This is a genomic window from Pseudomonas sp. PA15(2017), from assembly GCF_001945395.1.
Classification (GTDB): domain Bacteria; phylum Pseudomonadota; class Gammaproteobacteria; order Pseudomonadales; family Pseudomonadaceae; genus Aquipseudomonas.
This window is the reverse complement of sequence record NZ_MSXV01000038.1, coordinates 49,326-72,557: the sequence shown is the minus strand read 5'-3', so window position 1 is coordinate 72,557 and position 23,232 is coordinate 49,326. Positions and strand designations below refer to the sequence as shown.

The 23,232-nt window shown below is 59.7% G+C and carries 17 protein-coding genes, 3 pseudogenes and 1 riboswitch; of the genes and pseudogenes, 17 read left to right on the top strand and 3 right to left on the bottom strand.

Going from position 1 to position 23,232, the window contains the following annotated elements:
* The 7 genes and pseudogenes from BVH03_RS12920 to BVH03_RS12890 form a co-directional block, all read left to right on the top strand.
* Positions 1–468 (top strand): annotated as a pseudogene (locus BVH03_RS12920) (DDE-type integrase/transposase/recombinase); the annotation flags it as partial.
* Between the two features lie 285 nt (positions 469–753).
* A complete protein-coding gene (locus tag BVH03_RS12915; RefSeq protein WP_075961554.1) occupies positions 754–1,176 on the top strand; it encodes a hypothetical protein in 423 nt (140 codons plus the stop codon).
* A gap of 5 nt (positions 1,177–1,181) precedes the next feature.
* On the top strand, positions 1,182–1,646 hold the full coding sequence (locus BVH03_RS12910; protein ID WP_143485956.1) for a hypothetical protein: 465 nt from the start codon (positions 1,182–1,184) through the stop codon (positions 1,644–1,646).
* A 165-nt stretch (positions 1,647–1,811) separates the two neighbouring features.
* Positions 1,812–2,017: riboswitch (cobalamin riboswitch) on the top strand.
* A 105-nt stretch (positions 2,018–2,122) separates the two neighbouring features.
* Positions 2,123–4,261 carry a TonB-dependent siderophore receptor gene (locus tag BVH03_RS12905; protein WP_075961552.1) on the top strand — a complete coding sequence of 713 codons (2,139 nt, stop codon included), beginning with the start codon at positions 2,123–2,125 and terminating at the stop codon, positions 4,259–4,261.
* Positions 4,262–4,306: 45 nt separating this feature from the next.
* Entirely contained in the window at positions 4,307–5,092 is a 786-nt protein-coding gene (locus BVH03_RS12900; RefSeq protein ID WP_075961551.1) for an ABC transporter ATP-binding protein, read from the top strand.
* Complete coding sequence (locus BVH03_RS12895; protein ID WP_075961550.1) at positions 5,089–6,063, top strand: ABC transporter substrate-binding protein; 975 nt, start codon at positions 5,089–5,091, stop codon at positions 6,061–6,063. Before BVH03_RS12900 ends, BVH03_RS12895 begins: the two co-directional genes overlap by 4 nt.
* Positions 6,063–7,085 (top strand): iron ABC transporter permease, encoded by a 1,023-nt coding sequence (locus BVH03_RS12890; RefSeq protein ID WP_075961549.1) that lies wholly within the window; start codon positions 6,063–6,065, stop codon positions 7,083–7,085. Before BVH03_RS12895 ends, BVH03_RS12890 begins: the two co-directional genes overlap by 1 nt.
* On the opposite strand, the gene BVH03_RS12885 is transcribed toward BVH03_RS12890, so the two are convergent.
* On the bottom strand, positions 7,069–8,271 hold the full coding sequence (locus BVH03_RS12885) for an MFS transporter (RefSeq protein WP_075961548.1): 1,203 nt from the start codon (positions 8,269–8,271) through the stop codon (positions 7,069–7,071). The two genes, BVH03_RS12890 and BVH03_RS12885, sit on opposite strands and share 17 nt — an antisense overlap.
* Before the next feature lie 134 nt (positions 8,272–8,405).
* Between BVH03_RS12885 and BVH03_RS12880 the strand changes: the two genes are divergently transcribed.
* Positions 8,406–8,996: a TetR/AcrR family transcriptional regulator gene (locus tag BVH03_RS12880; RefSeq protein WP_075961547.1), complete on the top strand. Its 591-nt coding sequence runs from the start codon at positions 8,406–8,408 to the stop codon at positions 8,994–8,996.
* A gap of 301 nt (positions 8,997–9,297) precedes the next feature.
* On the opposite strand, the gene BVH03_RS12875 is transcribed toward BVH03_RS12880, so the two are convergent.
* Positions 9,298–11,037, bottom strand: coding sequence for a GGDEF and EAL domain-containing protein (locus BVH03_RS12875; RefSeq protein WP_256574695.1), 1,740 nt, complete (start codon positions 11,035–11,037; stop codon positions 9,298–9,300).
* 301 nt (positions 11,038–11,338) lie between these two features.
* Between BVH03_RS12875 and BVH03_RS12870 the strand changes: the two genes are divergently transcribed.
* The 6 genes and pseudogenes from BVH03_RS12870 (at position 11,339) to BVH03_RS12850 (ending at position 19,246) form a co-directional block, all read left to right on the top strand.
* The gene (locus tag BVH03_RS12870) at positions 11,339–13,258 is read left to right on the top strand and encodes an ATP-binding protein (protein ID WP_075961545.1); all 1,920 of its coding nucleotides are present in this window, start codon (positions 11,339–11,341) and stop codon (positions 13,256–13,258) included.
* Between the two features lie 347 nt (positions 13,259–13,605).
* Positions 13,606–14,661, top strand: a pseudogene (locus BVH03_RS27080) (PAS domain-containing protein); the annotation flags it as partial.
* A 66-nt stretch (positions 14,662–14,727) separates the two neighbouring features.
* Positions 14,728–14,931 (top strand): annotated as a pseudogene (locus BVH03_RS27220) (methyl-accepting chemotaxis protein); the annotation flags it as partial.
* Positions 14,932–15,149: 218 nt separating this feature from the next.
* Entirely contained in the window at positions 15,150–15,686 is a 537-nt protein-coding gene (locus BVH03_RS12860; RefSeq protein WP_075961543.1) for an RNA polymerase sigma factor, read from the top strand.
* Between the two features lie 3 nt (positions 15,687–15,689).
* Positions 15,690–16,523, top strand: coding sequence for a FecR family protein (locus tag BVH03_RS12855; protein ID WP_075961542.1), 834 nt, complete (start codon positions 15,690–15,692; stop codon positions 16,521–16,523).
* Positions 16,524–16,729: 206 nt separating this feature from the next.
* Positions 16,730–19,246 carry a TonB-dependent siderophore receptor gene (locus tag BVH03_RS12850; RefSeq protein ID WP_075961541.1) on the top strand — a complete coding sequence of 839 codons (2,517 nt, stop codon included), beginning with the start codon at positions 16,730–16,732 and terminating at the stop codon, positions 19,244–19,246.
* Between the two features lie 238 nt (positions 19,247–19,484).
* Here BVH03_RS12850 and BVH03_RS12845 read toward each other — a convergent pair whose 3' ends face one another.
* On the bottom strand, positions 19,485–19,946 hold the full coding sequence (locus BVH03_RS12845) for an Lrp/AsnC family transcriptional regulator (protein WP_075933214.1): 462 nt from the start codon (positions 19,944–19,946) through the stop codon (positions 19,485–19,487).
* A 218-nt stretch (positions 19,947–20,164) separates the two neighbouring features.
* Here BVH03_RS12845 and BVH03_RS12840 point away from each other — a divergent pair, with 218 nt between their 5' ends.
* From BVH03_RS12840 to BVH03_RS12830, 3 genes are all read left to right on the top strand, one after another.
* Positions 20,165–21,295, top strand: coding sequence for a cysteine desulfurase family protein (locus BVH03_RS12840; RefSeq protein WP_075961540.1), 1,131 nt, complete (start codon positions 20,165–20,167; stop codon positions 21,293–21,295).
* Between the two features lie 449 nt (positions 21,296–21,744).
* Entirely contained in the window at positions 21,745–22,473 is a 729-nt protein-coding gene (locus tag BVH03_RS12835; protein WP_075961539.1) for a GntR family transcriptional regulator, read from the top strand.
* Positions 22,470–23,231 (top strand): ABC transporter ATP-binding protein, encoded by a 762-nt coding sequence (locus BVH03_RS12830; RefSeq protein ID WP_075961538.1) that lies wholly within the window; start codon positions 22,470–22,472, stop codon positions 23,229–23,231. The genes BVH03_RS12835 and BVH03_RS12830 overlap by 4 nt, the downstream gene beginning before the upstream one ends.
* The last annotated feature ends 1 nt before the right edge of the window (position 23,232 follow it).

The window sequence follows — 23,232 nt, the reverse complement described above, 5'->3', positions numbered from 1 at the left end:
ACGGAAATAGCCACACTGGAAGGCAAGCTCTTCCTATGCGTGGTGCTTGACCTGTACAGCAAGCTGGTGATCGGTTGATCGATGCATCACCGTCAGGATCGGCAGATGGTGATTCGAGTGGTGGAGATGGCGATCTGGCAGCGCCAGGGTGACTGGTCGGTGATCCTGCATTCGGATCGCGGCAGCCAATTCACCAGCGCTGACTACCAGCGTTTTCTGAATCGCAATACGCTGGTCTGCAGCATGAGTGCCGTCGGGCATTGCGGCGACAACGCTGCCTGTGAAGGCTTCTTCGGTCAGCTTAAGCGGGAGCGCGTTGCCCATCAGTCGTATCAAACTCGTGATGAAGCACGGGCAGATTTATTCGACTACATCGAACGGTTTCATAACCCACGAATGCGTCGTAGAGTCGCCCGGCAAGACCTGAAGTTTTCAGCCCTTTTCAAACCGTCCGTGGAAATGGGGTAGAACCCGGCAAGGCTACAGTTGCCCTGGAGTCGCCAAGTCCCTCGACGCGGGCGAGACCACAGTACGCCGCTGAGTCGCCCAGTTGCAATTAGGGCGCGGGGAGCGCCATGCCGACTGCCAAGGCGCTGACGCCGAAGCAGCAGACAATCCAGGAACCGCAATCGAGTATCTAGACAAAGTTAGTGTCCGTACAATGCGCAGGGTAGTTCAGGCGCCGGGTAGAGAGGGATACTGAATCCTGTGCCCGATGAGTAACCGAAGTTTGCGAAACCGTGGAATGACCGAATGCACCCGCTGCTAAAACAAACGCTCGATATCATCGCGATTGAGCGCAAGGCCGCCGAATACGACCTGGCCTTTGATTCTGTGCGTGAGGTGGTCAGCGTGTTCGGCGAGCTTAACCTGGCCAATCGCCTGTTCGAGGAAATACCTGAAACAGTCGCCGCTGGGCTGGTTGGTGACCTTTTCAATCTGTTGGCTTGGCAAACAACCGACAATGGTTCTGCCATGACGCGTGAGGTCGAGACGTGGCTTAGGGAGGGGCAGGACGCGCGTAAAATTACGATTGCCCTGAGCCTGGATGTCTATCCATTTATAGACGCCCACGAGATGTATCAAGTGGTATCGAAGATAGCTGCTGCTAACCCGGAAATCGCAGAGAGATGCCAAGCACTCATCACGCTACGTAAGGCGAGTCCGAACGGTTGACCATCATGAACGAAGATGAATGCGCCACTTTTATGGATGCGCCCAGCTGGGCTCTGGAGTTTCCCTCCAGAGGCACGTACATCCGCTTCTGCAAAAACGAGCCGCTCCTCGAAGTGCTTCGCAGTATTAAAAACGGTAGCTCTGAATGGGCGTACCGTTACGTCACGCTGTGCTATGCCGGCTCCGCCAACAGCGGAATACTGCTTTACCCGCTTCAGGACTCGGAGGCGCCATATTTCGACTTTAGGTATGGTGCTAGCGTGGATCCGCGGCAAGTTCTGAGGCCGCTGCTTGAAAGATTTCCTCAGTGCTGCATTCTCGATTGGTCAAGAGGCCGGCAGGCTTGCCTTGAAGCGGTTGGTGCGGACGTCGAGTTGCTAGCCGAAATCATGCAAGAGATAGCGGGCCTGCTCTGGGGTGAGCAGAGCCATCTTGTAGATGGTTGGTACGAAGAAATGGGAAGGGCTTGAGAGGCCCGCTACCGGCCATAAGATGCCTGTCGACTGGCCATATAGCCCGTCAGCCCAGAGCAGGATCCTCGACGATTTATCGAGCACACCATGGGCACACTTGCTTGTGCCACTCATCGACGATGACCTTCGATCTTGCTGGACACTGACCGTCCATCAATGATCAGATGCGCGCCTGTTTCAGGTGTCCCATGCCGCCGTGCATGGGATGAAACGGGAAGCCGGTTCGTCACTCAGGTGATCAGTCCGGCGCTGCCCCCGCAACGGTATGCGAGCGAAGCATTCGAAACACCACTGTGCTCTGGCATGGGAAGGTGAATGCTTCATGACCCTCGCGAGCCCGGAGACCGGCCTGGAACTTCGTTTGGCAAACCCGCGGTGGGCGGGCGCAGGCCGGTTCCGTGGGCTGTTGCGCCTGCGATTCCCTATGCGTTGTTCCCTCCGGGATTTTCTCATTCCTGTTCGAGTGGAACGATATGTCCCGTAATTCTCTGTTTGATGCCCTGTCGGGCAAATCTCTTCGCCGATGCCTGGCGCCTTGTATGCTGCTCGCGCTGCCGGTTGACGCCGCTGAAGATGATGGAGCTCTAGCGCTGCCTTCTACAGCGATCACTGGCGCCGCTGACGTAGCACCTCAACCCGACCAGCATACACCAACCACGTCTGGCTCACGTTTGGGGCTGACCGCGCTGGAGACACCTGCCAGTGTCACCAGCATGGGTGCTGAGCAGGTGCTCAAGCGCAATAATGCCACCGTGCAGGACGCGGTGACTCGCTCCCCAGGCATCACCTTTATCGGTACGCCCGGCAACGGTGGCACAGCATTGTCTGCGCGAGGTTTCGCCGGCCATGCCTCGACCATGCAACTGTTCGATGGCAATCGCCTGTACGTGGGCGCCGGTACCGTGACCTTTCCGGTCGATACCTGGTCGGTCGAGCGCATCGACATTCTGCGCGGGCCTGCCTCGGTACTCTACGGAGAAGGGGCCACGGGTGCCGTAATCAACGTAGTGCCGAAGAAGCCTTTCGAAGGCGACATTCGCAACCGCATCCGTCTGGGTTATGGCTCCGATGATCGCCGCCAGGCTGCGTTGGACAGCGGCGGTTCGTTGAGCGATAGCCTCAGCTACCGTCTAAATCTCAATCAGCAGGCCAGTAACGGCTGGGTGGATCGCGGTGACTCGCAAAGCCTGGCGGTCAGTGCCGCGTTGCGCTGGGACGCCACCGATAACCTGAGCTTTACCCTGAGCCATGATCACGGTGATCAGGAGCCGATGCAGTACTTCGGAACCCCTCTGGTCAATGGACGTTTCCGCGAAAGCCTGCGCGACAACAATTACAACGTCGCAGACCCGACCATTCGCTACAACGACCAGTCGACCCGACTGGTGACCGACTGGACGATCAGCGAGAATCTGAGTGCCAGCAATCAGTTGTATTTCCTGAAGATGCAGCGCCGCTGGCGTAACGCCGAGACCTACGCCTGGCAACCAGGTGACCTGGTACAGCGCAGCAATTTCATCAGCATCAAGCAGACCCAGGAACAGATCGGCGATCGCCAGACCTTCACCTTGAAACACTCGCTGTTCGGGCTCGACAGCCAGACCGTGTTCGGCGCCGACTACAACGCCATTCGTTTCGTGCGAAAGCACGATTTTGGCAATACCTACAGCGACACCATCGGCCTGGGTCAATCAGGCGGCGGCGACTATGTGAGCACCGATCCTTACCGCTCTCGCGAAGCCAACCAGGCTCGCCAGTTCTCGCTGTTCGCTGAAAATCGTACTCAGCTCACCGAGCAGCTTTCCCTGATTACCGGTGTACGCCGCGATCAGGTGCATCTGAACCGGGATGATCTGCTCGCCGGCACCCGCAGTGATCGTAGCCTTAGCGGTGGCAACTGGCGAGCCGGGCTGGTGTTCGCGGTTACCGAGGATCTGTCGCTGTATGGTCAGTACGCCACCAGCACTGAGGGCGTGAGCAACCTGCTGACGCTGACGGCGGCTCAGCAACAATGGGATCTGAGCACTGCCAAACAAACCGAGTTGGGTATCAAGCAGCAGTTTCTCGAGGGTAATGGCGAGTGGACGCTTGCCGCCTATCACATCGTGAAGAAAAAGCTGTTGAGCGCTGATCCGCTCAACCCTGCCATTCAACAGCAGGTCGGTCAGCAATCCGCCGATGGCATCGAGGCAACCCTTGAGCTGCGCTTGCCCCATGACGTGCAATTGTCTGCCAATGCTTCCTGGGTGCGTGCCGAGTACGACGAGTTCATCAGCGGCAGCAGCGATTTCTCGGGCAACCAGCCGCTCAACGTGCCACGTCGCTCCGCCAATCTCTGGCTCAGCAAGGACTTTGCCGAGCGCTTCAGCGCCGGAGCTGGGGCGCGCTATGTGGACAGCCGCTACGGCGACAATGCCAATACCGTTGAGGTGCCGAGCTACACCGTGGTCGATGCCAACTTCGACTGGCACGTCCAACCTGACCTGACACTTGGTCTTCAACTGAACAACCTGTTCGATCGCCAATACGCCACGACCACCAGTAACAATGGTCGGCAGTGGTATTTGGGCGAGCCGCGCTCGTTCTTCGTCACCGCCGACTACAGCTTTTGAGCGAAGGCGCACCGGCTGATCGCTGGTGCGCTTCGGAGGGCGACTATGTCGACACTGAACATCGAAGGCCTGTCCTGGGCCGTTGATACCCGAAGCCGCGAGCCGCGCTGGTTACTGAGCGCTATCGACCTGTACGTTGATGAGGGTGAGTTTGTCGGGCTTATCGGCCCCAATGGCAGCGGCAAGACCAGCCTTCTACGTTGCGCCTATCGCTCCACGCAGCCGGCCAGTGGCCGATTAGAGCTGGATGGCGAGGATCTTTGGCGCCGTTCACCACGCTGGTCGGCGCAGCGTATCGCGGTAGTGCTGCAGGAGTTTCCCCAGGAGTTCGGGCTGACAGCAGGCGATATTGCAGCCATGGGCCGCACACCGCACAAGGGCTTACTGGACGGCGACACACCTGAAGACGCTCGGGTCGTTGCACAAGCGTTGCAACAGGTCGGCCTTGGCAGCCGCGTCGATCATGCCTTCGCCACCATGTCGGGCGGAGAAAAACAGCGTGTGCTGCTGGCGCGCGCCCTGGTTCAACAGCCAGGGCTGTTGATTCTCGACGAGCCGACCAATCACCTGGATCCCCGCTATCAGCTGGAGCTGCTACAGCACCTGCGCAGCCTGGGCCTGAGTACCTTGGCCAGCTTTCATGACCTGAACCTGGCCGCTGCCTTTTGCGATCGCCTGTACGTGATCGACGAGGGCCGGCTGATCGTCAGCGGTACACCCAGCGAGGTGCTGACAGCCGAATTGCTGCAACAGATTTTCGGCGTGGAGGCGTTGGTCGACAACCATCCCTTGCACGGCTACCCACGAATTACCTGGATTACTCAACCATGATCAAACCTTTGCTGGTCGGCTGCTTGCTGAGCGTGACGGCCATTGCTGCCAGTGCTAGCACCACTGACTATCCGCTGACGGTGCGAAGCTGTGACCGCCAGGTGACCTTCGATCAGGCTCCGCAGCGCGTGGTGGTGCATGACATCAGCCTTGCCAGCATGCTGCTGAGCCTCGGTCTGCATGACCGTATCATCGGCTATACCGGCTTTGGCGACAGCAAGCCGCGCGAGCCTTGGGTGCTTGAAGCCATGGCGGATATTCCACAGTTGGCCAGCCGCTATCCCTCCATCGAAACGCTGCTGGATGCAGAGGCCGACTTGTTCTTCGCTGGTTGGAGTTATGGCATGCGCGTCGGTGGGCCGGTGACGCCGGCAACCCTGCAGCCATTCGGGATCGCCGTCTATGAGCTGACCGAATCGTGTTCGCGGATCATGCAGCAGCGCCGGGCGAGCCTGGATGATATGTACCGCGACCTGCTCAACCTGGGCGAGATTTTCTCTGTGCAGGCCGACGCCGAAGCGCTGGTGGCGCAGCTGCGCTCGCGCATCAACGCGGTGAGTGACACCGTCAGCCAGGCGAGCGAGAAGCCCAGGGTGTTTCTTTACGACAGCGGCGAAGACCGACCTACCACATCAGGGCGCCTGGGCATGCCCCAGGCGCTGATCGATACGGCCGGCGGCCACAACATCATGGATGACGTAGCGGCCAGCTGGACGCAGGTGAACTGGGAAAGCGTGGTGGAGCGCGATCCCGAAGTGATCGTGATCGTCGACTACGGCCCACGTACCTGGCAGCAGAAGCGCGACTTCCTGCTCCAGCAGCCAGCCTTGAAGGAGGTACGGGCGATCAGGGAGCGGCGCTTTATCGTGTTGACCTATCTGGAAGCCACACCCTCCGTGCAAAACGCGCTGGCCATCGAGAAGCTGGCGACAGCTCTGCATCCACAACTCGTCAAGGATGGGCAGCACTAATGCCTGTTCGTAGCGCTGCTGCCTATCGCTGGCTGATCCTGGGTCTGCTGGCTTGCCTGTTGTTGTCCAGTGTGGGCGCGTTGGCTTTTGGCCCTGCTGCCGTACCCATTGGCAATGTTTGGGGAATACTCGGCAAGCAACTGGGTTTCGCTGATGGCGGCGAGTGGAGCCGCAGCCAGGAGCAGATCGTCTGGATGATCCGCGCGCCACGGGTATTGCTCGGCGCACTGGTAGGGGCCGGCCTGGCCTTGGTGGGCACTGCGTTGCAGGCCGTTACCCGCAACCCGCTGGCCGATCCTCATCTGCTGGGCGTCAGTTCCGGTGCTGCGCTAGGGGCGGTGCTGGTGGTGATGTACCTGGGCGAGTTCATCGGCATTTTCAGCCTGCCGTTGGCCGCGTTTATCGGCGCGTTCGGCAGCATGCTGTTGGTACTTGCGGTGGCCAGGCGTAGCGGGCGACTGGACAGTGACCGACTGCTGCTGGCCGGCGTGGCGGTGTCCTTCGTGCTGATGGCGCTGGTCAATCTGCTGCTCTATACCGGCGATCACCATGCTGCTGCATCCGTGGTGTTCTGGATGCTCGGTGGCTTGGGGGCGGCGCGCTGGGACGTGATCTGGCTGCCTGCGGTTTGTGTGGCGCTCGGCCTCGCTGCGCTGCTGGTCATGGCACGCGGTCTGAATGCCCTGATGAGTGGCGAGCAAGCCGCCGTGAGCCTGGGCTTCAGTGGCAAGCACCTGCGCCTACAGGCGTTTGTCTGTACGTCGCTACTGACCGGTGTGCTGGTATCGCTGTCCGGCGCCATCGGCTTCGTCGGCCTGATGATTCCGCATATCGCCCGCAGCCTGGTCGGTGCCGAACATCGTCGGCTGTTGCCGGTCGCAGCGCTGCTCGGGGCATTGTTTCTGATCTGGGTCGACGTAGCGGCAAGAACACTGATCGCCCCGGAAGACCTGCCTATCGGCATCGCTACGGCAGCGCTCGGTGGTCTGTTCTTCATCCTGATGCTCAAGCGTCGAGCCTAGTTTCCAGCCTTTGCAGATGCATCCATGTGCGTAGCGCGACCAGAAGAACGCCGGCTCCTGCCACAAGCGCTAGAAGAAATCCTGCCTGGGCTCCTTCCTGGTCGACAATCTGGCCGGACAGAGCAGCTCCGAACGCCACGCCTACGTTCAAACCGGCTAGTAGCCAGGTCATTCCTTCTGTGAGCTGTCGCTCGGGCGCTAGGCGTTCGATCAGGGTCATCGCCACAATCATGGTCGGAGCGAAGAAAAGACCCGCGATCAATACCGCGGCAGCCAGGGCAGGAATGCTGCCGACGAACATAAGGGGAAGAGTTGTCGCAGCTGTGGCCATGGCCCCGGTTAATAATTGGACACGCAGCGAGACTTTTGGTCGAAGTGCACCGAACAGCAGTCCGGCTGCACAAGAGCCCATGGCGTAGGCTGAGAGCACCAGGCTGGCTGCTGCTGGCTGTCCGATCTGTTCAGCGAATGCCACGCTGACGATATCAACCGTGCCAACGATAACGCCCATTGCCACCATCAGTAGCGCCAGCAGCCGAACGTTCGCCAGACGGATCACGGAGGTTCCAGAGCCTGACGAGACGGCCTGAGGGTCGACAGCCGGTTCAGTCGATCGCTGTACCAGCAGCGCGAATACGCCGAACACCAACAGCATCATGGCGACCAGAAGTCCGGCCTGGGGCATGACCACGACGGATAGTCCGACCGCGATGGGTGGGCCCAGGATGAACGTGAACTCATCAAAGACGGTCTCCAGCGAATAAGCGGTCTGCAGGTGCGGCTGACCTCGATAGAGTGCCGTCCAGCGTGCTCTTACCATCGCAGACATACTTGGCATGAAGCCCGCGAGCAGCGCACCAACGAACAGGTACAGGTGAGGTGCGCTCCACCAAGAGGCGCCGATCAGCACCAGTAGCCCGAGGGCGCTGATGCCGGTTGCTGGAGGCAACACGCGGCTTTGCCCGTATCTGTCTACCAGGCGGGAAACCTGGGGCGACGCCAGCGCGTAGGTAAGCACGAAGGTGGCGGATACCATCCCTGCAAGCGCGTAGCTGCCGTAAAGCTGAGCGATCAACGTGATGATACCGATGCCCGTCATTGGCAATGACACGCGCGCTAACAGGCCTGCCAGCGCAAAGGCCTTGCTGCCAGGTGCGTTGAATAGTTCGTGATAAGGGGTGGCCATTTGACGCTCCTGAAAAACCCGCTTGCAGGCTCATTGAGTGAGATGGAGAATACATACGCAGCGTATGAATAAAATCCTATATTCATACGCTGCGTATGTAAATGCTCATGCAGGCCGGTTCAAGGAGAAGTCTGATGGTTCGTCGTACCCGCGCCGAGATGGAAGAAACCCGTTCAACCTTGGTAGCCACCGCCCGCAAGGTGTTCAGCGAGTGTGGTTTTGCCGATACATCGATGGATGACCTCACCGCCAGGGCAGGTCTGACGCGAGGCGCGCTCTATCATCACTTTGGCGACAAAAAGGGTCTACTGGCAGCCGTGGTCGAACAGATCGACGCTGAGATGGACTCGCGGCTACAGGCTATTTCCGACAGTGCCGACGACGCGTGGACGGGCTTTCGAAGCCGCTGCCTGGCCTATCTGGAGATGGCGCTCGAGCCTGAGTTTCAGCGCCTGGTGTTGAGAGATGCCAGATCCGTTCTGGGCGGTGCTTCACCCGAGGCGCAGCGGCATTGTGTTGAGTCCATGCAGCGCCTACTTGATGAACTCATCGAGCAGGGCGTGGTGGAAGACACAGACTCCGAAGCGCTGGCATCGCTGATCTATGGCAGTCTTGCCGACGCTGCATCCTGGATTGCTGAGGGTGATCAGGGCTCAGCTCGCTTGGCGAGGGCGAGCAGTGCCATGGAACTGATACTGCGCGGGCTGCTGGTGCCATCCTCATAACGGCAGGACGCGCACCGGGTTCAGGAGGCGCCAAAGAGCTTCAGGTGATGCCAACCAAGCCCCGAGTGGTCGGCAGGTCTTGGCTGATCGCCCTCTGCCAAAAAACTGTTGTCGGGCCCTGGTTTGCAGCAGCATTCGACAGTTCTGCAGTTATCGGTTATCTCGGGTTCAAGCTTCGAACCTTGGCGATAAGATGAGGCATTGCTTGCTTCTCGAACGTGCAGAGATGACCAATCTCACATCAGTGCTATCTGACGCGAAGCAAATGCTCTTCAGTCTCAGCGGAAAAGAGTGCAGTGCCTCAGCCTGAACGCCAGCTACCTTCGTCAAACCAAGCGAGAAGGGCGACTGGCGATAGGGGTTTTGCGAAGTAATACCCCTGGCCTTGCTGACAGCCCCAGCCTCGCAGCAGGTGGTAATGCAGCTCTGTTTCAACCCCTTCCGCGACGACGGTCAGGCGCAGGTCACGCACCAGGCTGATCAGGCCACGGATGATGTGCCATTCGCTATTGCCCGGTTGGAGATCAGCCAGCAGCGAGCGATCGAGTTTTACGCTGGTTGCCGGAATTTGGCGCAGGTATGCCCAGTTACTGTATCCACTGCCAAAGTCATCGATGCCAATGGCCACCCCCAGATCGCGGAAGCGTTGCAACTGAACTCGCACGGCCTGGAAGTCGGTTACCAGGACACTCTCGGTAAATTCGAGTTCGACGGATCGGGGTTCCACCTTGAACGCTCGCAGAGCCTCGAGCAACTGATCGAACAGATGCCCGTCAGTCAGGTCCAGTGCCGAGACGTTCAAGGAAACGGTTATTTCCAGGCCTTGGGCGCGCCAGTCCGACAACTGCTCGCAGACGCGCCTTACCACCCAACTGGTGATATGACGAATCGAGGCGGTAGTTTCAGCCAGCGGGATAAATTCAGTGGGGCTGATCTCACCCAGCGTGGGATGCGACCACCGCAGCAATGCCTCAACGGCAACGCACCGGTTGCTGGCCAAATCGACACGAGGTTGGTAGACCAGCCTGAACTGATCAACGGCGGCAAGTGCCGCTTCGATGTCATTGAGCAGTGCGGTGCTACGTCGCAGGCTCGAATCGATCGCCGGATCGTAGTCGAGCCAACGCAACTCACTTCGGCGCGCCGTATCGGTGATGCTCGACATCAAACGCAGGATGTCCGTTGGCGCGCCGGCTTCGCCCTTGAGATGCAGCACGCTGATTCCCACATCGGGGAAAACCGGGATATCCGCACAGTAGAGCGGCCGTTCGAATGCATGCACCATACTGTCGACCAGGCAGGACAGCGACAGTGCTCGGGAGCTGAGCAGCGCGACGAAGCCTAGAGTACCGGAGCGGTACAAACGCGTTTCCGCGGGCAGCAGCTGCAGGAGCAGTTCTTTGACCGCCAGCATGAAATGGGTGAAGAACTCGCTCCCGAGCGACTTCGCCAAGCTGTCCATCCCACTCGCAGAGAGTGGCTCGACAAGAATGGCAACGCGCTCCTCGTGCTCGAGCCTCTGCTGAATGTCCGCATCAAAACGTTGGCGGTTGGGCAGGCCTGTCATCGGATCGATGTAGTGCGAGCGATGGATGGATTCCAATCGCTGTACTACCACCTGAGCGGCGTTACGCAGAAGGCTTCGTCCTTGCTCGCTCATTGGTGCATGCGTTTTATGGTCAATGATGCAAAGCCGGCCCAGGCTCTGTCCTGAGCTGATTGTCAGCGGAGCACCTGCGTAATACCGGATGAACGGGGCAGCTGTTACCAATGGATTATCGGAGAAGCGTGGATCGGCGACAGGGTCGCATATCTCCAATAAGGACCCCTCGTCGAGACCATGGACGCAGAACGACATTTCCCGTGACGTACGTTCAGGCTCCATCCCCACGCGAGCTTTGAAAACCTGATAGTCGCGCTCGATGATGCTGACCAGCGACGTGGGCACCTCGAAATAGCTGGAAACCATCGCCACGATGCTGTTGAGGACAGGATCAGAGCCGCTCTCCAAATCCGAGGTCAGCCGGTCTACATCGACCAATCGTGCGCGTTCTTCTGCGGGTGGTAAATGGCACGTGGTCATGTCGGCTACTATGAGTACCAAGGGGGTTGAAATAGTAAAATCAGGTGTTCACTGAGTGCCTTGAGTTTACCACCTCGCCGTATCCACACAATTGTGGTTGGCCATCAGGCTGTTGGTCAGAAACTATGGGGCTGGATGCCGAATTACTTAAAGCTGCACGGGCGACTGCCGATAATCAGCTGCGGTGGAAACCTTCCGCCTTGCCGACTGCCGACAATTCGCATCAGCGCTCTCCCACCTGGCCCCAACGGAGCCTCATTTGATCGGTATTCTCTCTCGCAGCCTTGAGCTGGTTCGCCGGCTGGCGCGCTTCCAGCCAAGCACGGCGGTTCGCTACGCGGGCACCGTCATGGTGATCGCGCTATGTGGCGCGGTGCGCTTTCAGCTTCCGTTCACGGCACTACCGTACCTGTTTTTCATACCGGGGCTGATGTTCATCGGTTTTTGCTTTGGTGTTGGCCCGTCCGCCCTGGGCTGCGTTCTAGCAGTGCTCACCGCACACTACTTGTTCATTGGCGAGATTGGCCTCAACGATGGCTCGACCGCCTGGATCAGCAGCGCGAGTTTCGCCCTGGTGACTTTCGGCATGGCCGTTGTCTGCGCCCTGTTCCAAAGAACCCTGAACGCACTCTACGATGTCAATCATCGGCTGGAGCATGAGGTCGAGCGCCGTACATTGGAGCGCGATGGCATCTGGAATGTATCCCCCGACCTGATCTGTACGGTTTCCGAAGGCGGGGACATCGTGGCGATGAATCCGGCCTGGCAGACCGAAACCGGGCATACCGACCAGGAACTCAAGGCCGGTGCATTTTTCAGCTTCATCTCCCCCTCACAACTCTCGGATGCTCTGCGCAGCCTGGACAAAGGGGCCATCGCAGAGCTCGATACCCAAGGCTTTCGTGCCAGTGGCAAACCGCTGCACCTGAACTGGCGGATTGCACGCCGACAGGGGCTTTATTTCGCGGTCGCGCGGGACATCACCTTGTACAGGGAGCGCCAGGAAGCGCTCGAGAAAGTAAGCTCGCAGTTGCAGCAAAGCCAGAAGATGGAAGCTGTGGGCCAGCTAACAGGCGGGTTGGCCCACGACTTCAATAACCTGCTGACTGTGATCACCGGTAGCCTGGACATGCTGGAGCAGCGTATCGCTCAGGGAAACCAGGCGGATCTGCCGCGCTACGTCGCGCTGGCCCGTAATGCGTCAGGACGTGCAGCCTCGCTCACCCACCGCCTGCTGGCCTACGCAAGGCGTCAGCCGCTGGCCAGTTCAGTCGTCGACCTGGGGTTGCTGGCTCAGGATATGAGAGAGCTGATCAGTAGAACCCTCACGCCGCGGATTGATCTGGAGATAGTCGCGCCGGACAACGCCTTGCTGTGCTTTTGTGATGCCCATCAGCTGGAAAACGCGATACTGAACCTGTGCATCAACGCCCGCGACGCCATGCCTCATGGGGGCCGGCTACAGATCGAGATCAGCCAGACCCGCATTGATGCCGCGCAGGGCGCCGCGCCCCTGAATGCCGGGCAATACGCACTCTTGCGGGTGACGGATACCGGAATGGGTATGCCACAAAGCGTGCTCGAGCGTGCGTTCGATCCCTTTTTTACCACCAAACCGCTAGGCTCTGGCACGGGCCTGGGCCTTTCGATGGTGTATGGCTTCGCCCAGCAATCATCGGGTGAGGCTCGCATCGAGTCGGTAATGGGCAAGGGCACTTCGGTAAGCCTTCTCCTGCCTTTGCATCACAGTCAGGCGGCCATTCTCGATGTGAGTCTGCCCACCAGTGTCGAGCAGGATTTCCAGGCAGATAGCGCCACAATACTGGTGGTCGACGATGAGGCAGCCATTCGCGACCTGATCGCCGAGGCGCTGGAGGAGGTCGGCTACAAGGTCTCCAAGGCCGGGAACGCGGCACAGGCACTTCGGGAGCTGGAGGGCGATTCCGAGGCAGCGCTGCTGATCACGGACATCGGCCTGCCCGGCGAGATGAGCGGCGATGAACTGGCGGTGATCGCGCTCGACAGGTGCCCTACGCTCAAGGTCCTGTTCATTTCCGGCTTCGTGGAAAATGCCGTCCCGGCAATCGCCCTCAAAAGCGGCCAGACCGAACTTCTGCTGAAGCCCTTTGCCGTGAAGGAGCTGAAGGCCATTGTTCAGCGCTTGTTGTCTCTGCGCTGAACGGGCTTGGCGCCTGTTCATAATCTTTCGGTCCAGACTGGTTGATTTTGGCGGCTGAATGGGGAGCGGTCGATCATTCCCGTAGCATGGAATGGTAACTATCTGTGGGCGGTGCCTTCTGCCTCGTAGTTGCCGCTGCATGCGCCTAAAGATCGTCAACAGGCTATTGGAACCTCGACGCGCCGCCGTCAGGTCGCGATATCGTGGAATTGCCCGCACGCTTAGATATCATAATGACGGCAAAAAAGGCGCAACCTTTCAGGTGTGCGTCAGTCCTACCCGACGCTGACCGCTCATCTATCTGCGGCACAGCGTGGCCACCCAGCTGAAAAGCACACCCGTTCGCCATGGATTCGGCATTTCTCGCATTCCCCTCTGAGTACCGAACCATGCTCCATCTCTTTCGTCCGCGCAGTGAGCTCGAGGCTCTCAAACAACTGAGCGCTTCGCTACCGATCTGCGCCCAAGGTGCGGCCAGCCATGGGGCTGCCAACTGGGTAGAAGTGCAGCGTGAATGGACCTCACGCGAACAGAAAGCTGTGCAGAGCGACTCGCGCATTGCCGAGCTCGAGCGCGAGCTGGCTGCCACACGGCGCATGTTGGCTGAGGCAGAGGCTGGCGCGCGCGCCTCGGAGACGCGCTTCGATCTGGTCAACCAAGCTTCCAGCGAAGGTCTCTGGGACATGGAAGTGGTAGCCGGCGACCCGGTGAACCCGCGCAACCAGTTTTGGTGGTCGCCGCAGCTCAGGGCCATGCTGGGTTTTCGTGATGAGCGAGACTTTCCCAACGTACTGGCCAGCTGGGCCGACCGCCTGCATCCCGAGGACAAGGCGGCGACGCTGGATGCCTTCGCTCGGCACTTGAACGACAAGTCTGGCATGACCCCTTATCGGGTCAGAAATCGCCTGGCCATGAAGGACGGCACCTACCGCTGGTTCTTCGCCCAGGGCGAAACCCTTCGTGATAGCCGTGGCGTAGCGCTACGGGTCGCCGGGGCGCTACGGGATATCCACGATGAGCTGCAGCGTGAGGAGGAGCACGATGTAATCATCACTCGCTTCGAGCTTGCCCGGGAAATGCTCTCGGACGGCCTCTGGGACATGGAGGTGATCGCCGGTGACCCAGTCAACCCGAAGAACCCGTTTTGGTGGTCGCCGCAGTTCCGTCGTCTGCTGGGCTTCGAGACGATTGAGGAGTTCCCTGATGTGCTGGACAGCTGGGCATCGCGCTTGCATCCAGAGGACAAAGCCTACAGCCTCGAAGCGTTCCAGGCCCACCTTAACGATCGTTCAGGCAAGACGCCTTTCGACATCGAATATCGTTTGAAGATGAAGAGCGGTGAGTACCGCTGGTTCCGGGCTCGCGGGCAGACCAAGCGTGACGCCGCAGGCGCGCCGCTGCGAGTGGTCGGTGCCTTGGTGGACGTTGATCTCGAACATCAGCAGAACGCCATGCGCGAGACCGAGGTAGCTCACCAGCGCAGCCTGGAAGCCAACATCGTGAAGCTCACGCAGATTGTCGGCACCATCCAGAGCATTGCCAGCCAGACCAACTTACTAGCGTTGAACGCGGCGATCGAGGCGGCCCGAGCCGGAGAGGCAGGAAGAGGTTTCGCTGTGGTCGCCGATGAGGTGCGAAAGCTAGCGACCCGGACGACGGAAGCTACCGAGCAGGCGGCGCAGATGATGCGTTACTGATCGGCAAGCGTTGCCGGGTGAATCCACGGCTGCCTAGTTTCCTGCTAATCGGCTTTGATGGGACCTGTCGCAGCGAACTTCGTGGGCGGCCGCTATTCATCTTTGCAAAGGCTCAAATCAAGGTCTGCCCAGGATAGGCAACTGCGGACGTTTATATATAATGCGACTCACTTTCAGTTATCCGCATTCTTCTCATGGCCAAGTCTCCTCCCAACTCGGAACTGATCAGCGCTCTGGCGCTGCATTATGATGACTTGGTCGCCTATATCCGCCGGCGCTTTCACGGCAGTCAATTTGCCCGCGATGTAGTGCATGACGTTTGCCTACAGCTACTGGAGAAGCCACCCCAGCAGGCGGTCAAGCTGCCGTTCGCCTTCTTGCGCCGTACATCCTTCAATCGCGCCATCGACCGTCGACGCGCGGACATTACCCGTGATGCCTATTTCGAGCCGACTGCCGACGTACCCGATTTGCATGTGCATGGGTTCGACGGTGCGGCGGCGCTGGATTTCGAGCAGCAACTCGAGGCACTGCTGTCCATCATCGATGCGCTGCCGGCCCGGGCGCGACAAGTCTTTCTGCTGCACCGCATCCACGATATGCCACAGCGTGAGATCGCTGACGAGCTGGGCATTTCGGTAAACATGGTCACCCAACACTTCGCCCGAGCCATGCGCGGCATCGCCCAGAACTGGGAACCGGCGCGCCAAGCCCTGGCAGGGCGTCGCTGAATCATGACTGAACCCCGCCGCCCCGATGGTAATGACCCGCTGACGCCATTCGAGCAGGCACTGCGCAATCGAGTGCCGTCTCGCGAAACGCTGCTAGCCGAGGCCAAGGCGCAGACGGCCCGCCAGCGACGGCGTAAGCAGTTGCTCGGAGGTAGCCTTTCGTTAGTGGCGGTGGCTGCGCTGCTATGGGCCGTCGATCCGGCCTGGCATAGCGACGAGATTCGTACGGTCTACGGCCAGCGTGACCATTTGCTGATGGCCGACGGCAGCCAAATCGCCCTAAATAGTGCGACCCATCTGCGGGTCGAACAGCGCTTGCGCAGCCGGCAATTCGAGCTGCTGGAGGGCGAGGCGACCTTCACCGTGGCGCCGGGTGACAAGCCCTTCATTGTGCGCAGCCAAGGCGTTTCGGTGCGCGACATCAGCACGGTATTCAACGTGCGCAGCGACAGCCGCGGGGTGGCTGTCGCCGTCATTGACGGCGCGGTGGACGTATCGTCGGCCCAGGCTGCACCGAAGCGCCTGAATGGTGGCCAGCAACTGCTGGCCAGTGGCGAGCGGCTGGGTTCTGTGACCTCGCTCGACCCACTCCGCGCGACCGCATGGCAGCAGGGCAAGCTGCGCTTCGACGGCACACCGTTGCGTGACGTGCTCGCCGATATCCGCCGTTACCGCCAAGCACCGATTCGCCTGGCCGATCCGCGTCTTGGCGAGCTGCGGGTGTCCGGCGAGTTCGACAGTGCGGCGGTGGAATCACTGATCGACCTGTTGCCGGCCATCCTGCCGGTGATGCTCAGCCGCGGTGGTGATGGCAGCGTTGTGGTGAGCGGGCGATAGAGAAACAAGCGTTCTGCGAACGACCGTGTGAGCGCGCAATGGGCGCTAAATCACGCCCCGATCCTATAAATCGGATCCGTATTCGCTCTCGGCAAAGCGGCTTCAAAAATAAACGAGAATTTTTCACATTCCGACCTCAACATCCCGCGACGCTCATCCGCCTTCTCCCATGAACGTCATTTCTGATCGCGTCATTGGGGAGCTTCATGAACAACAACGTACCATCGCGCCGCTCGCGGTTCGACCGGCTGTCACTGTTGACTGCCAGCATCCTGCTGGCTTCCAGCCTGCATGCCCAAGAGGCCAGGCACAGCGTCAATTTGCCCGCTCAGCCGCTGGACCAGGCGCTCAATGCCCTGGCCGAACAGACCGGCACGCGCATACTGTTCGCCACCGATAGCGCCGAAGGCCTGCGGGCTCCAGCGTTGAGTGGCGAGCTGAGCGTCGAGCAGGCCTTGCAACAGCTGCTCCGCGGCTCGATCCTGAGAGTGGAGAAAACGACAGATGGCAGCTTTATAGTGGCCGAGCCTGTTTCAGCGGACAACGCAATGAATCTTGGCGCGACGCTAATTCAGGGGCAGGGCATGGGAGAGGCCACCGAGAACAGCGGTTCCTACACCACGGGCCTGGTCAGCGTGGGTTCCAAGACGCCGGTCAGCCTCAAGGATACGCCCCAGGCGGTGTCGATCATCAGCCAGCAGATGATCGAGGACCAGCGCATGACGGCCTTGGCCGACGCGATGAAGTGGACACCCGGTATCACGCTACGCAATGCCAACTACAACACCCTGGCGTTCTACTCCCGCGGCTTCGGCATCGACAACCTGCAGATCGACGGCGCCGCGCCCATGGATATCGGTACTGGCGTGGGTACCTTTTACAGCGAGCGGCAGTACGACATGGCAGCCTACGATCATATCGAGGTGTTGAGAGGCGCCAGTGCGCTGCTGGGCGGTAGCGGCGATCCAGGCGCCATCGTCAATCTGGTGCGCAAGCGCCCACTGGACAGTTACCAACTCAAGCTCAATACCTCCGCCGGCTCCTGGGACAACTACCGCAGCGAGGTCGACCTGACCGGCCCGTTGGGATTCGAGGGCCGCTTGCGTGGTCGTGCCGTGGCAGCCTACACGGATCGCCAGTACTTCATGGACAACCGCGGTACCGAGAAGCCCTTCCTGTATGGCATCGTCGAGGCCGATCTGACCTACGACACCCTGCTGACACTCGGCGGCAGCTACGACAAGGTCAAGGAAAACGGCACGGGTGACGGCTTGCCGCGCTACAGCACAGGCGGTGATCTGAAGTTGCCGCGCCACCGTTGGTTCACCAACAATCGTGCGTGGAGCGATAGTGAATCTCGCGAGTGGTTCGCCAAGCTCGATCATCATTTCAACGAGGATTGGACACTCAATACCTCCTATACCCACTCCTTCAATACCGCCAGCACCGAGGGCATCATCCCCTACGGTTCGGTGGATGAAACAACCAATACTGGCACGTACTGGTGGGGCAGCTACGTGTCAAGCTGGAGCAAACAATCGGTATTCGATGTGAATCTTTCTGGTAGTTTCGAGGCCTTCGGCCGTCGGCATGAATTGCTGTTGGGGGCCGATTACCAGAAAGTCACCAGCCGCTGGCGTGCGGCGCTGGGCGTCAACGGCAAGGGTGGGTTGATCGACCTGTGGAATCCGGGCGCTACTCCGCTGCCGGACACTGGAACGAGCCGTGGTTTCTGGCGTGACTACTCCCCCAACACGCGAGAGCAATATGGGGCGTATTCGACCTTGCGTCTGCAACTCACCGATCCCCTCAAGCTAGTACTGGGTGCGCGCGCCCAGCGCTACAAATTCGAGCACGCGTACAGTACGGCTGCCAATACCGATGGCACGGGTGGCTGGACGACGGATGACCCAGTGCACGACCGAGTGGGGACAACGCTGATCCCCTATGGTGGCGTGATCTATGCCCTCAGTGACGAGTGGTCGGCCTATGCCAGCTACTCGCAAATGTTCAAACCGCAATCGCTGAGCATGCAGGCGCCCGAGGACGCACCGACCTCCATCGAGCCCATGACAGGGAAGGCCTACGAAACGGGGCTCAAGGGCGAATTGTTCGGGGGCGCGATGAACGTCAGCGCCGCGCTGTTCTACATCACCCGTGAGAATCAGGCAGTCACGGACCCCGCCTATCCCAATCCACCTTTCGGCTATAGCGGATCCTGCTGCTTCCTCGCCCAGGACAAGATCACCAGCAAGGGCATCGACCTGGAGGCCAGCGGGGAAATTTCGCCAGGTTGGCAATTACTGGCCGGCTACACCTATAACCAGGTGCGCAACGACACCGAGTCGACGCTGCACAGCACGATCACGCCCAAGCACATGCTCAAGCTGTGGAGCGTCTATACCCTGCCAGGTTCTCTCTCGGATTGGCGCGTCGGCGGTGGGTTAACGGCAACCAGCCCTACCTACGTATCGGGCAAGGCATATCGTTTCGATAATGCTGGTAATGCCGTCGATAGCCATGACTACGACTTCAGCCAATCGGGCTATGCGCTTTACGATGCGATGGTCGAGTACGACATAGATGAGAACTGGACCGTGGCCCTCAATGGTCGGAATCTTCTCGATCGTACCTATTACGCCAGTGTCGGTACCTCCGAATACGGTAACTACTACGGTGAGCCGCGCAACTTCACACTGACCCTACGTGGAACCTTCTGGTAACCAGGCAATTATGCTGTAACGCCCGCCGTGAACAGCGGGCGTATTGCTAGGGATACCAACTGGGCCGACGAGCAGCATCTGGTGAGCTAAGTGACTCGCGAGCACGGATGTTCGCAGTTAAAGGTCAATGGTGCATGCCCCTTGTGGCATCGGATGCAATCACTAGGCTTTGCAGGGCTACCAGGGCCTGGATCTCAGGCTCGGTAAGTGTCAGCCGACTGGGGCAGTCCACCTCGGGCTAGATGCCGGCAGGGAGGGGCAGGGCGGTAGTAGACTTGATGCGCTCCATGGCAAAGCTGGAGCTGATATCGGCGATACCGGGTATCTCAATCAGCCGCTTGTAAACCGCGTCGTAGCCTTCGATGTCCGGTACGACCACACGCAGCAGGTAATCGGTGACGCCAGCCAGCCGGTAGAAATCCACCACCTCGTCAATGGCCGACACCTTGTCATGAAACTGCTTGAGCCAGTCGGCGTTGTGCTGATTGGTTCGCACGAAGGCGAAAACCGTGACCGGCACACCGACCTGGCGCGGTTCCAGCAGCGCCACCCGCGCGCGAATCACCTTGCTCTCTTCCAACTTTTGAACGCGTCGCCAGCAGGCGGTGTTGCTCAGGCCTACGCGCTCGGCCATTTCGCCCAGCGCGAGGGTGCAGTCGTGCTGCAGAAGACTGAGGATGGCGTGATCGAACTTATCCATGGTGTAGCTCGTTAAGATGATTGAGGAATAACAAAAGCACTTAATCAAATATTATTGGAAGTAAATTCTATTTAAATGGTTTTTGGTAGAAATAAATTTCTTTTCTGCTTGAAGGTAGCAGCTAAATATCAAATTTATTCTTGTGCCTTTCCCCTAGCATGTTCGCTCTGATCCGCCGCTTTAGGTGGCGTTTTTTCGACCCAGAAGGCGGTATCCCCATGACAGAGCGCTATTTTGACTACGCAGCCACCACTCCTATCGATGATGTCGTGATTCAGGACATGCTGGCCCACATGGGGCGCAATACCATTTTCGGTAACCCTGCTTCATCCTCGCATTCGTTTGGGCAGCGGGCACGTGATGCTGTAGAGACGGCGCGTCGACAGGTTGCCGAATTGGTCGGCACTACTGCCGACAACTTGGTGTGGACCTCGGGTGCTACCGAATCCAACAATCTGGCGCTCAAGGGCGTGGCAGCCACCACACAGGGGCGCCGGCATATCGTGACCAGCAGCCTGGAACACAAGGCCGTGCTCGATACTGCCCGGCAGCTGGAGCTAGAGGGCTTCGACGTCACCTGGTTGCAGCCCGATGGTGATGGACTGATCCAGCCTGATGCGGTCGCCGCAGCTTTGCGTGACGACACCCTGCTGGTGTCGCTCATGCGCGTCAACAACGAACTCGGCACCCTGACCGACATCGCAGCGATCGGCGAGCGGGTTCGCCAGCGTGGCGCACTGTTTCACGTGGACGCCGCCCAGGCGACCGGCAAGGTGAAGATCGATCTGGCCCATTTGGCGGTGGATTTAATGTCGTTTTCGGCGCACAAGACCTATGGCCCCAAAGGCATTGGCGCTCTATACGTGGGGCCGCGTGCGCGCCCGCTGGTGCAAGCACAGATTCATGGTGGTGGCCATGAACGGGGCCTGCGCTCCGGCACCCTTGCCCCTCACCAGATCGTGGGCATGGGCAGCGCGTTCGCATTAGCAAATGAGGTAATGGACGAGGAGAATCGGCGTATCGCGCAGCTCAGCGTGCAAATGCGCGAAGGCTTACTAAGCCTTCCTGGGGTGCAGCTCAATGGATGTAGTACTCAACGTGTGCCGCACACGTTGAATCTGCGCATCGATAACCCCTGGTTCAATGTCGAAAGCCTGAGCCGCAGCCTGGCTTTTTCGTCCACGTCGGCGTGCAATTCGGCCAGCAATGCGCCGTCTCACGTGCTTCTCGCGCTGGGCCTGGATGCAGCTCAGGCGTATCGCAGCATCCGTCTGAGCCTGGGGCGTTACACCACGCTCGAGGATGTCGAGGCTGCCACGGATGCGATTCGCGAGTGCCTGCCGAAGTGATGCGCTGAGCAGCGCTTCACGCTGCTCTTGTGCCGTTCGAGCGCCGTACCCAGCAGCTATGTCGTGATGGCAGCGGCGCGCCAAGTCTTCACACGAGAGAGCCTGGCAGACGTATTGCAGTCGTGTCCGTCAGGCGCATCGGTTGCTGGCGCTGAGGTTGCGCCGACCGCGCACATTTAAAAAATATGGCTATCAGACGCCCCCTGGAGGCTGCCCCGAGGGTAGTGAGGGCATGCTCAACCAAAGCTTCAGGCCGCGCACGATAAGGCTCCTAGCTGTTTTTATATACGCTAAAGCTTTCTTGAGAAGCTCAGTCTATACCTCCCGTTTATATATATAGCGGAATTAATTCGTTCGAAAACGACCTCTTCTAGTCTAGGTTAGCGGCTATCCGTAGGCACCACAGGCCGGCCCTGTGAGCTGCTCACTGCCACTTCATAGGCCGCCGAATGTCGTTATCCATCGCACTTTCTTCACAGCCCGTCGACACCATCAGCCAGGGTGATTCGGCTTACGCTCGCATTCGTCGCGACATCCTCTCCTGCCGGCTGATGCCCGGTGCATTGATGACCGAGCCAGGGTTGATGGAGGCCTATGGCATTGGCAAGAGTAGCTGCCGCATCGCCCTTACTCGCCTGGCCCACGAAGGGTTCATTCAGTCGCTGCCACGTAAGGGCTATCAGGTTGCGCCGGTGACGGTGAAGGATGTCGAGGAAGTGTTCACCCTGCGCGTGCAGCTTGAACCGCTGGCCGCTCGTCTGGCCGTCGGGCGCGTGGACATCGAGCGCCTTCGCGTGTTGGAGACAGCTTGCCGGGTACGCCACCCGGTGCCGCTGCCTGATCAGATCGACGTGTTCATGGACGCCAATAAGGCGTTTCACCTGGAGATCGCCAGAGCTGCGGGCAACGAGCGTCTGTTGCGCACACTGTCCGGACTGATGGACGAGATGACGCGCCTGGTAGCACTGGGCTTCAACGTCCAGGGCACCAAACCCGAGATCAAACATGATCACAACGCGATGATCGCCGCGTTCGAAGACGGCGACGGCAAGCGCGCTGAGCTGATTGCCCGCCGGCATATCGAGACCTTTCAGGCCATGACGCTGGAAAAGGTCTATGCCAGCCTCAGCGAAGCCGGCGCGTCGCTGCCACTGTTGGCCGCGAGATTGGCCCGATGAACGCGGCGCTGCAGCAGCACCTTGCGACAGCGGCGATCAGCCTGCACGGGGTCGGCAAACGCTTCGATGCACTCGAGGTGCTGCGTGATATTTCCTTCGACGTCGGGCAGGGCGAAATAGTCGCGCTGCTGGGCACGTCGGGGTGCGGCAAAAGCACCTTGCTCAACATCGTATCCGGGCTGCTGGCTGAGGATCAGGGGCACCTTCGCCTCTTTGGTGACACCGCTGCGGCGTTCAGCGACTGGCGACGCATCGCCTACCTGTTCCAGGAGGACCGCCTGCTGCCCTGGCGCAGCGTACAGGCCAATATCGCCTTTGGGCTGGAGGGCGCAGGCATCGCCAAGGCGGAACGTGACCAACGTGTTGCCGAGGTGTTGCGCCTGGTGGGTCTCGAGGCCTTCGCGAAAGCCTGGCCGCATCAGTTGTCCGGTGGCATGCGCAGCCGCGTGGCGCTGGCGCGCAGCCTGGTGGTAAAGCCCCAGGTGTTGCTCATGGACGAGCCGTTTTCCAAGCTTGATCCGCAGACCCGCAGTCAGATGCACGATGAGCTGCTGCGCCTGCAGGCACTCACCGGGATGACGGTGCTGTTCGTCACCCATGATGTGGAGGAGGCCGTGGTCCTAGCTGACCGGGTGGTGGTACTGGAGCCGCGCCCCGGGCGCATTCGCGCGATTCATTCGATGGCCCTGCCGCGCCCGCGGGTGCCCACCGAGCCCGCCGTCAGCGAGCAGGTTCGCCGCCTGCGCCTGGAGGTCTGAC

Bases quoted from the DNA above. Each gene is read 5' to 3' on its own strand.
- BVH03_RS12910 (WP_143485956.1), top strand. From the start codon at position 1,182: ATGAACGAAGATGAATGCGCCACTTTTATGGATGCGCCCAGCTGGGCT.
- BVH03_RS12845 (WP_075933214.1), bottom strand. From the start codon at position 19,946: ATGGATAAGTTCGATCACGCCATCCTCAGTCTTCTGCAGCACGACTGC.
- BVH03_RS12905 (WP_075961552.1), top strand. From the start codon at position 2,123: ATGTCCCGTAATTCTCTGTTTGATGCCCTGTCGGGCAAATCTCTTCGC.
- BVH03_RS12890 (WP_075961549.1), top strand. From the start codon at position 6,063: ATGCCTGTTCGTAGCGCTGCTGCCTATCGCTGGCTGATCCTGGGTCTG.
- BVH03_RS12895 (WP_075961550.1), top strand. From the start codon at position 5,089: ATGATCAAACCTTTGCTGGTCGGCTGCTTGCTGAGCGTGACGGCCATT.
- BVH03_RS12885 (WP_075961548.1), bottom strand. From the start codon at position 8,271: ATGGCCACCCCTTATCACGAACTATTCAACGCACCTGGCAGCAAGGCC.
- BVH03_RS12860 (WP_075961543.1), top strand. From the start codon at position 15,150: ATGGCCAAGTCTCCTCCCAACTCGGAACTGATCAGCGCTCTGGCGCTG.
- BVH03_RS12830 (WP_075961538.1), top strand. From the start codon at position 22,470: ATGAACGCGGCGCTGCAGCAGCACCTTGCGACAGCGGCGATCAGCCTG.
- BVH03_RS12855 (WP_075961542.1), top strand. From the start codon at position 15,690: ATGACTGAACCCCGCCGCCCCGATGGTAATGACCCGCTGACGCCATTC.
- BVH03_RS12840 (WP_075961540.1), top strand. From the start codon at position 20,165: ATGACAGAGCGCTATTTTGACTACGCAGCCACCACTCCTATCGATGAT.
- BVH03_RS12915 (WP_075961554.1), top strand. From the start codon at position 754: ATGCACCCGCTGCTAAAACAAACGCTCGATATCATCGCGATTGAGCGC.
- BVH03_RS12850 (WP_075961541.1), top strand. From the start codon at position 16,730: ATGAACAACAACGTACCATCGCGCCGCTCGCGGTTCGACCGGCTGTCA.
- BVH03_RS12900 (WP_075961551.1), top strand. From the start codon at position 4,307: ATGTCGACACTGAACATCGAAGGCCTGTCCTGGGCCGTTGATACCCGA.
- BVH03_RS12880 (WP_075961547.1), top strand. From the start codon at position 8,406: ATGGTTCGTCGTACCCGCGCCGAGATGGAAGAAACCCGTTCAACCTTG.
- BVH03_RS12835 (WP_075961539.1), top strand. From the start codon at position 21,745: ATGTCGTTATCCATCGCACTTTCTTCACAGCCCGTCGACACCATCAGC.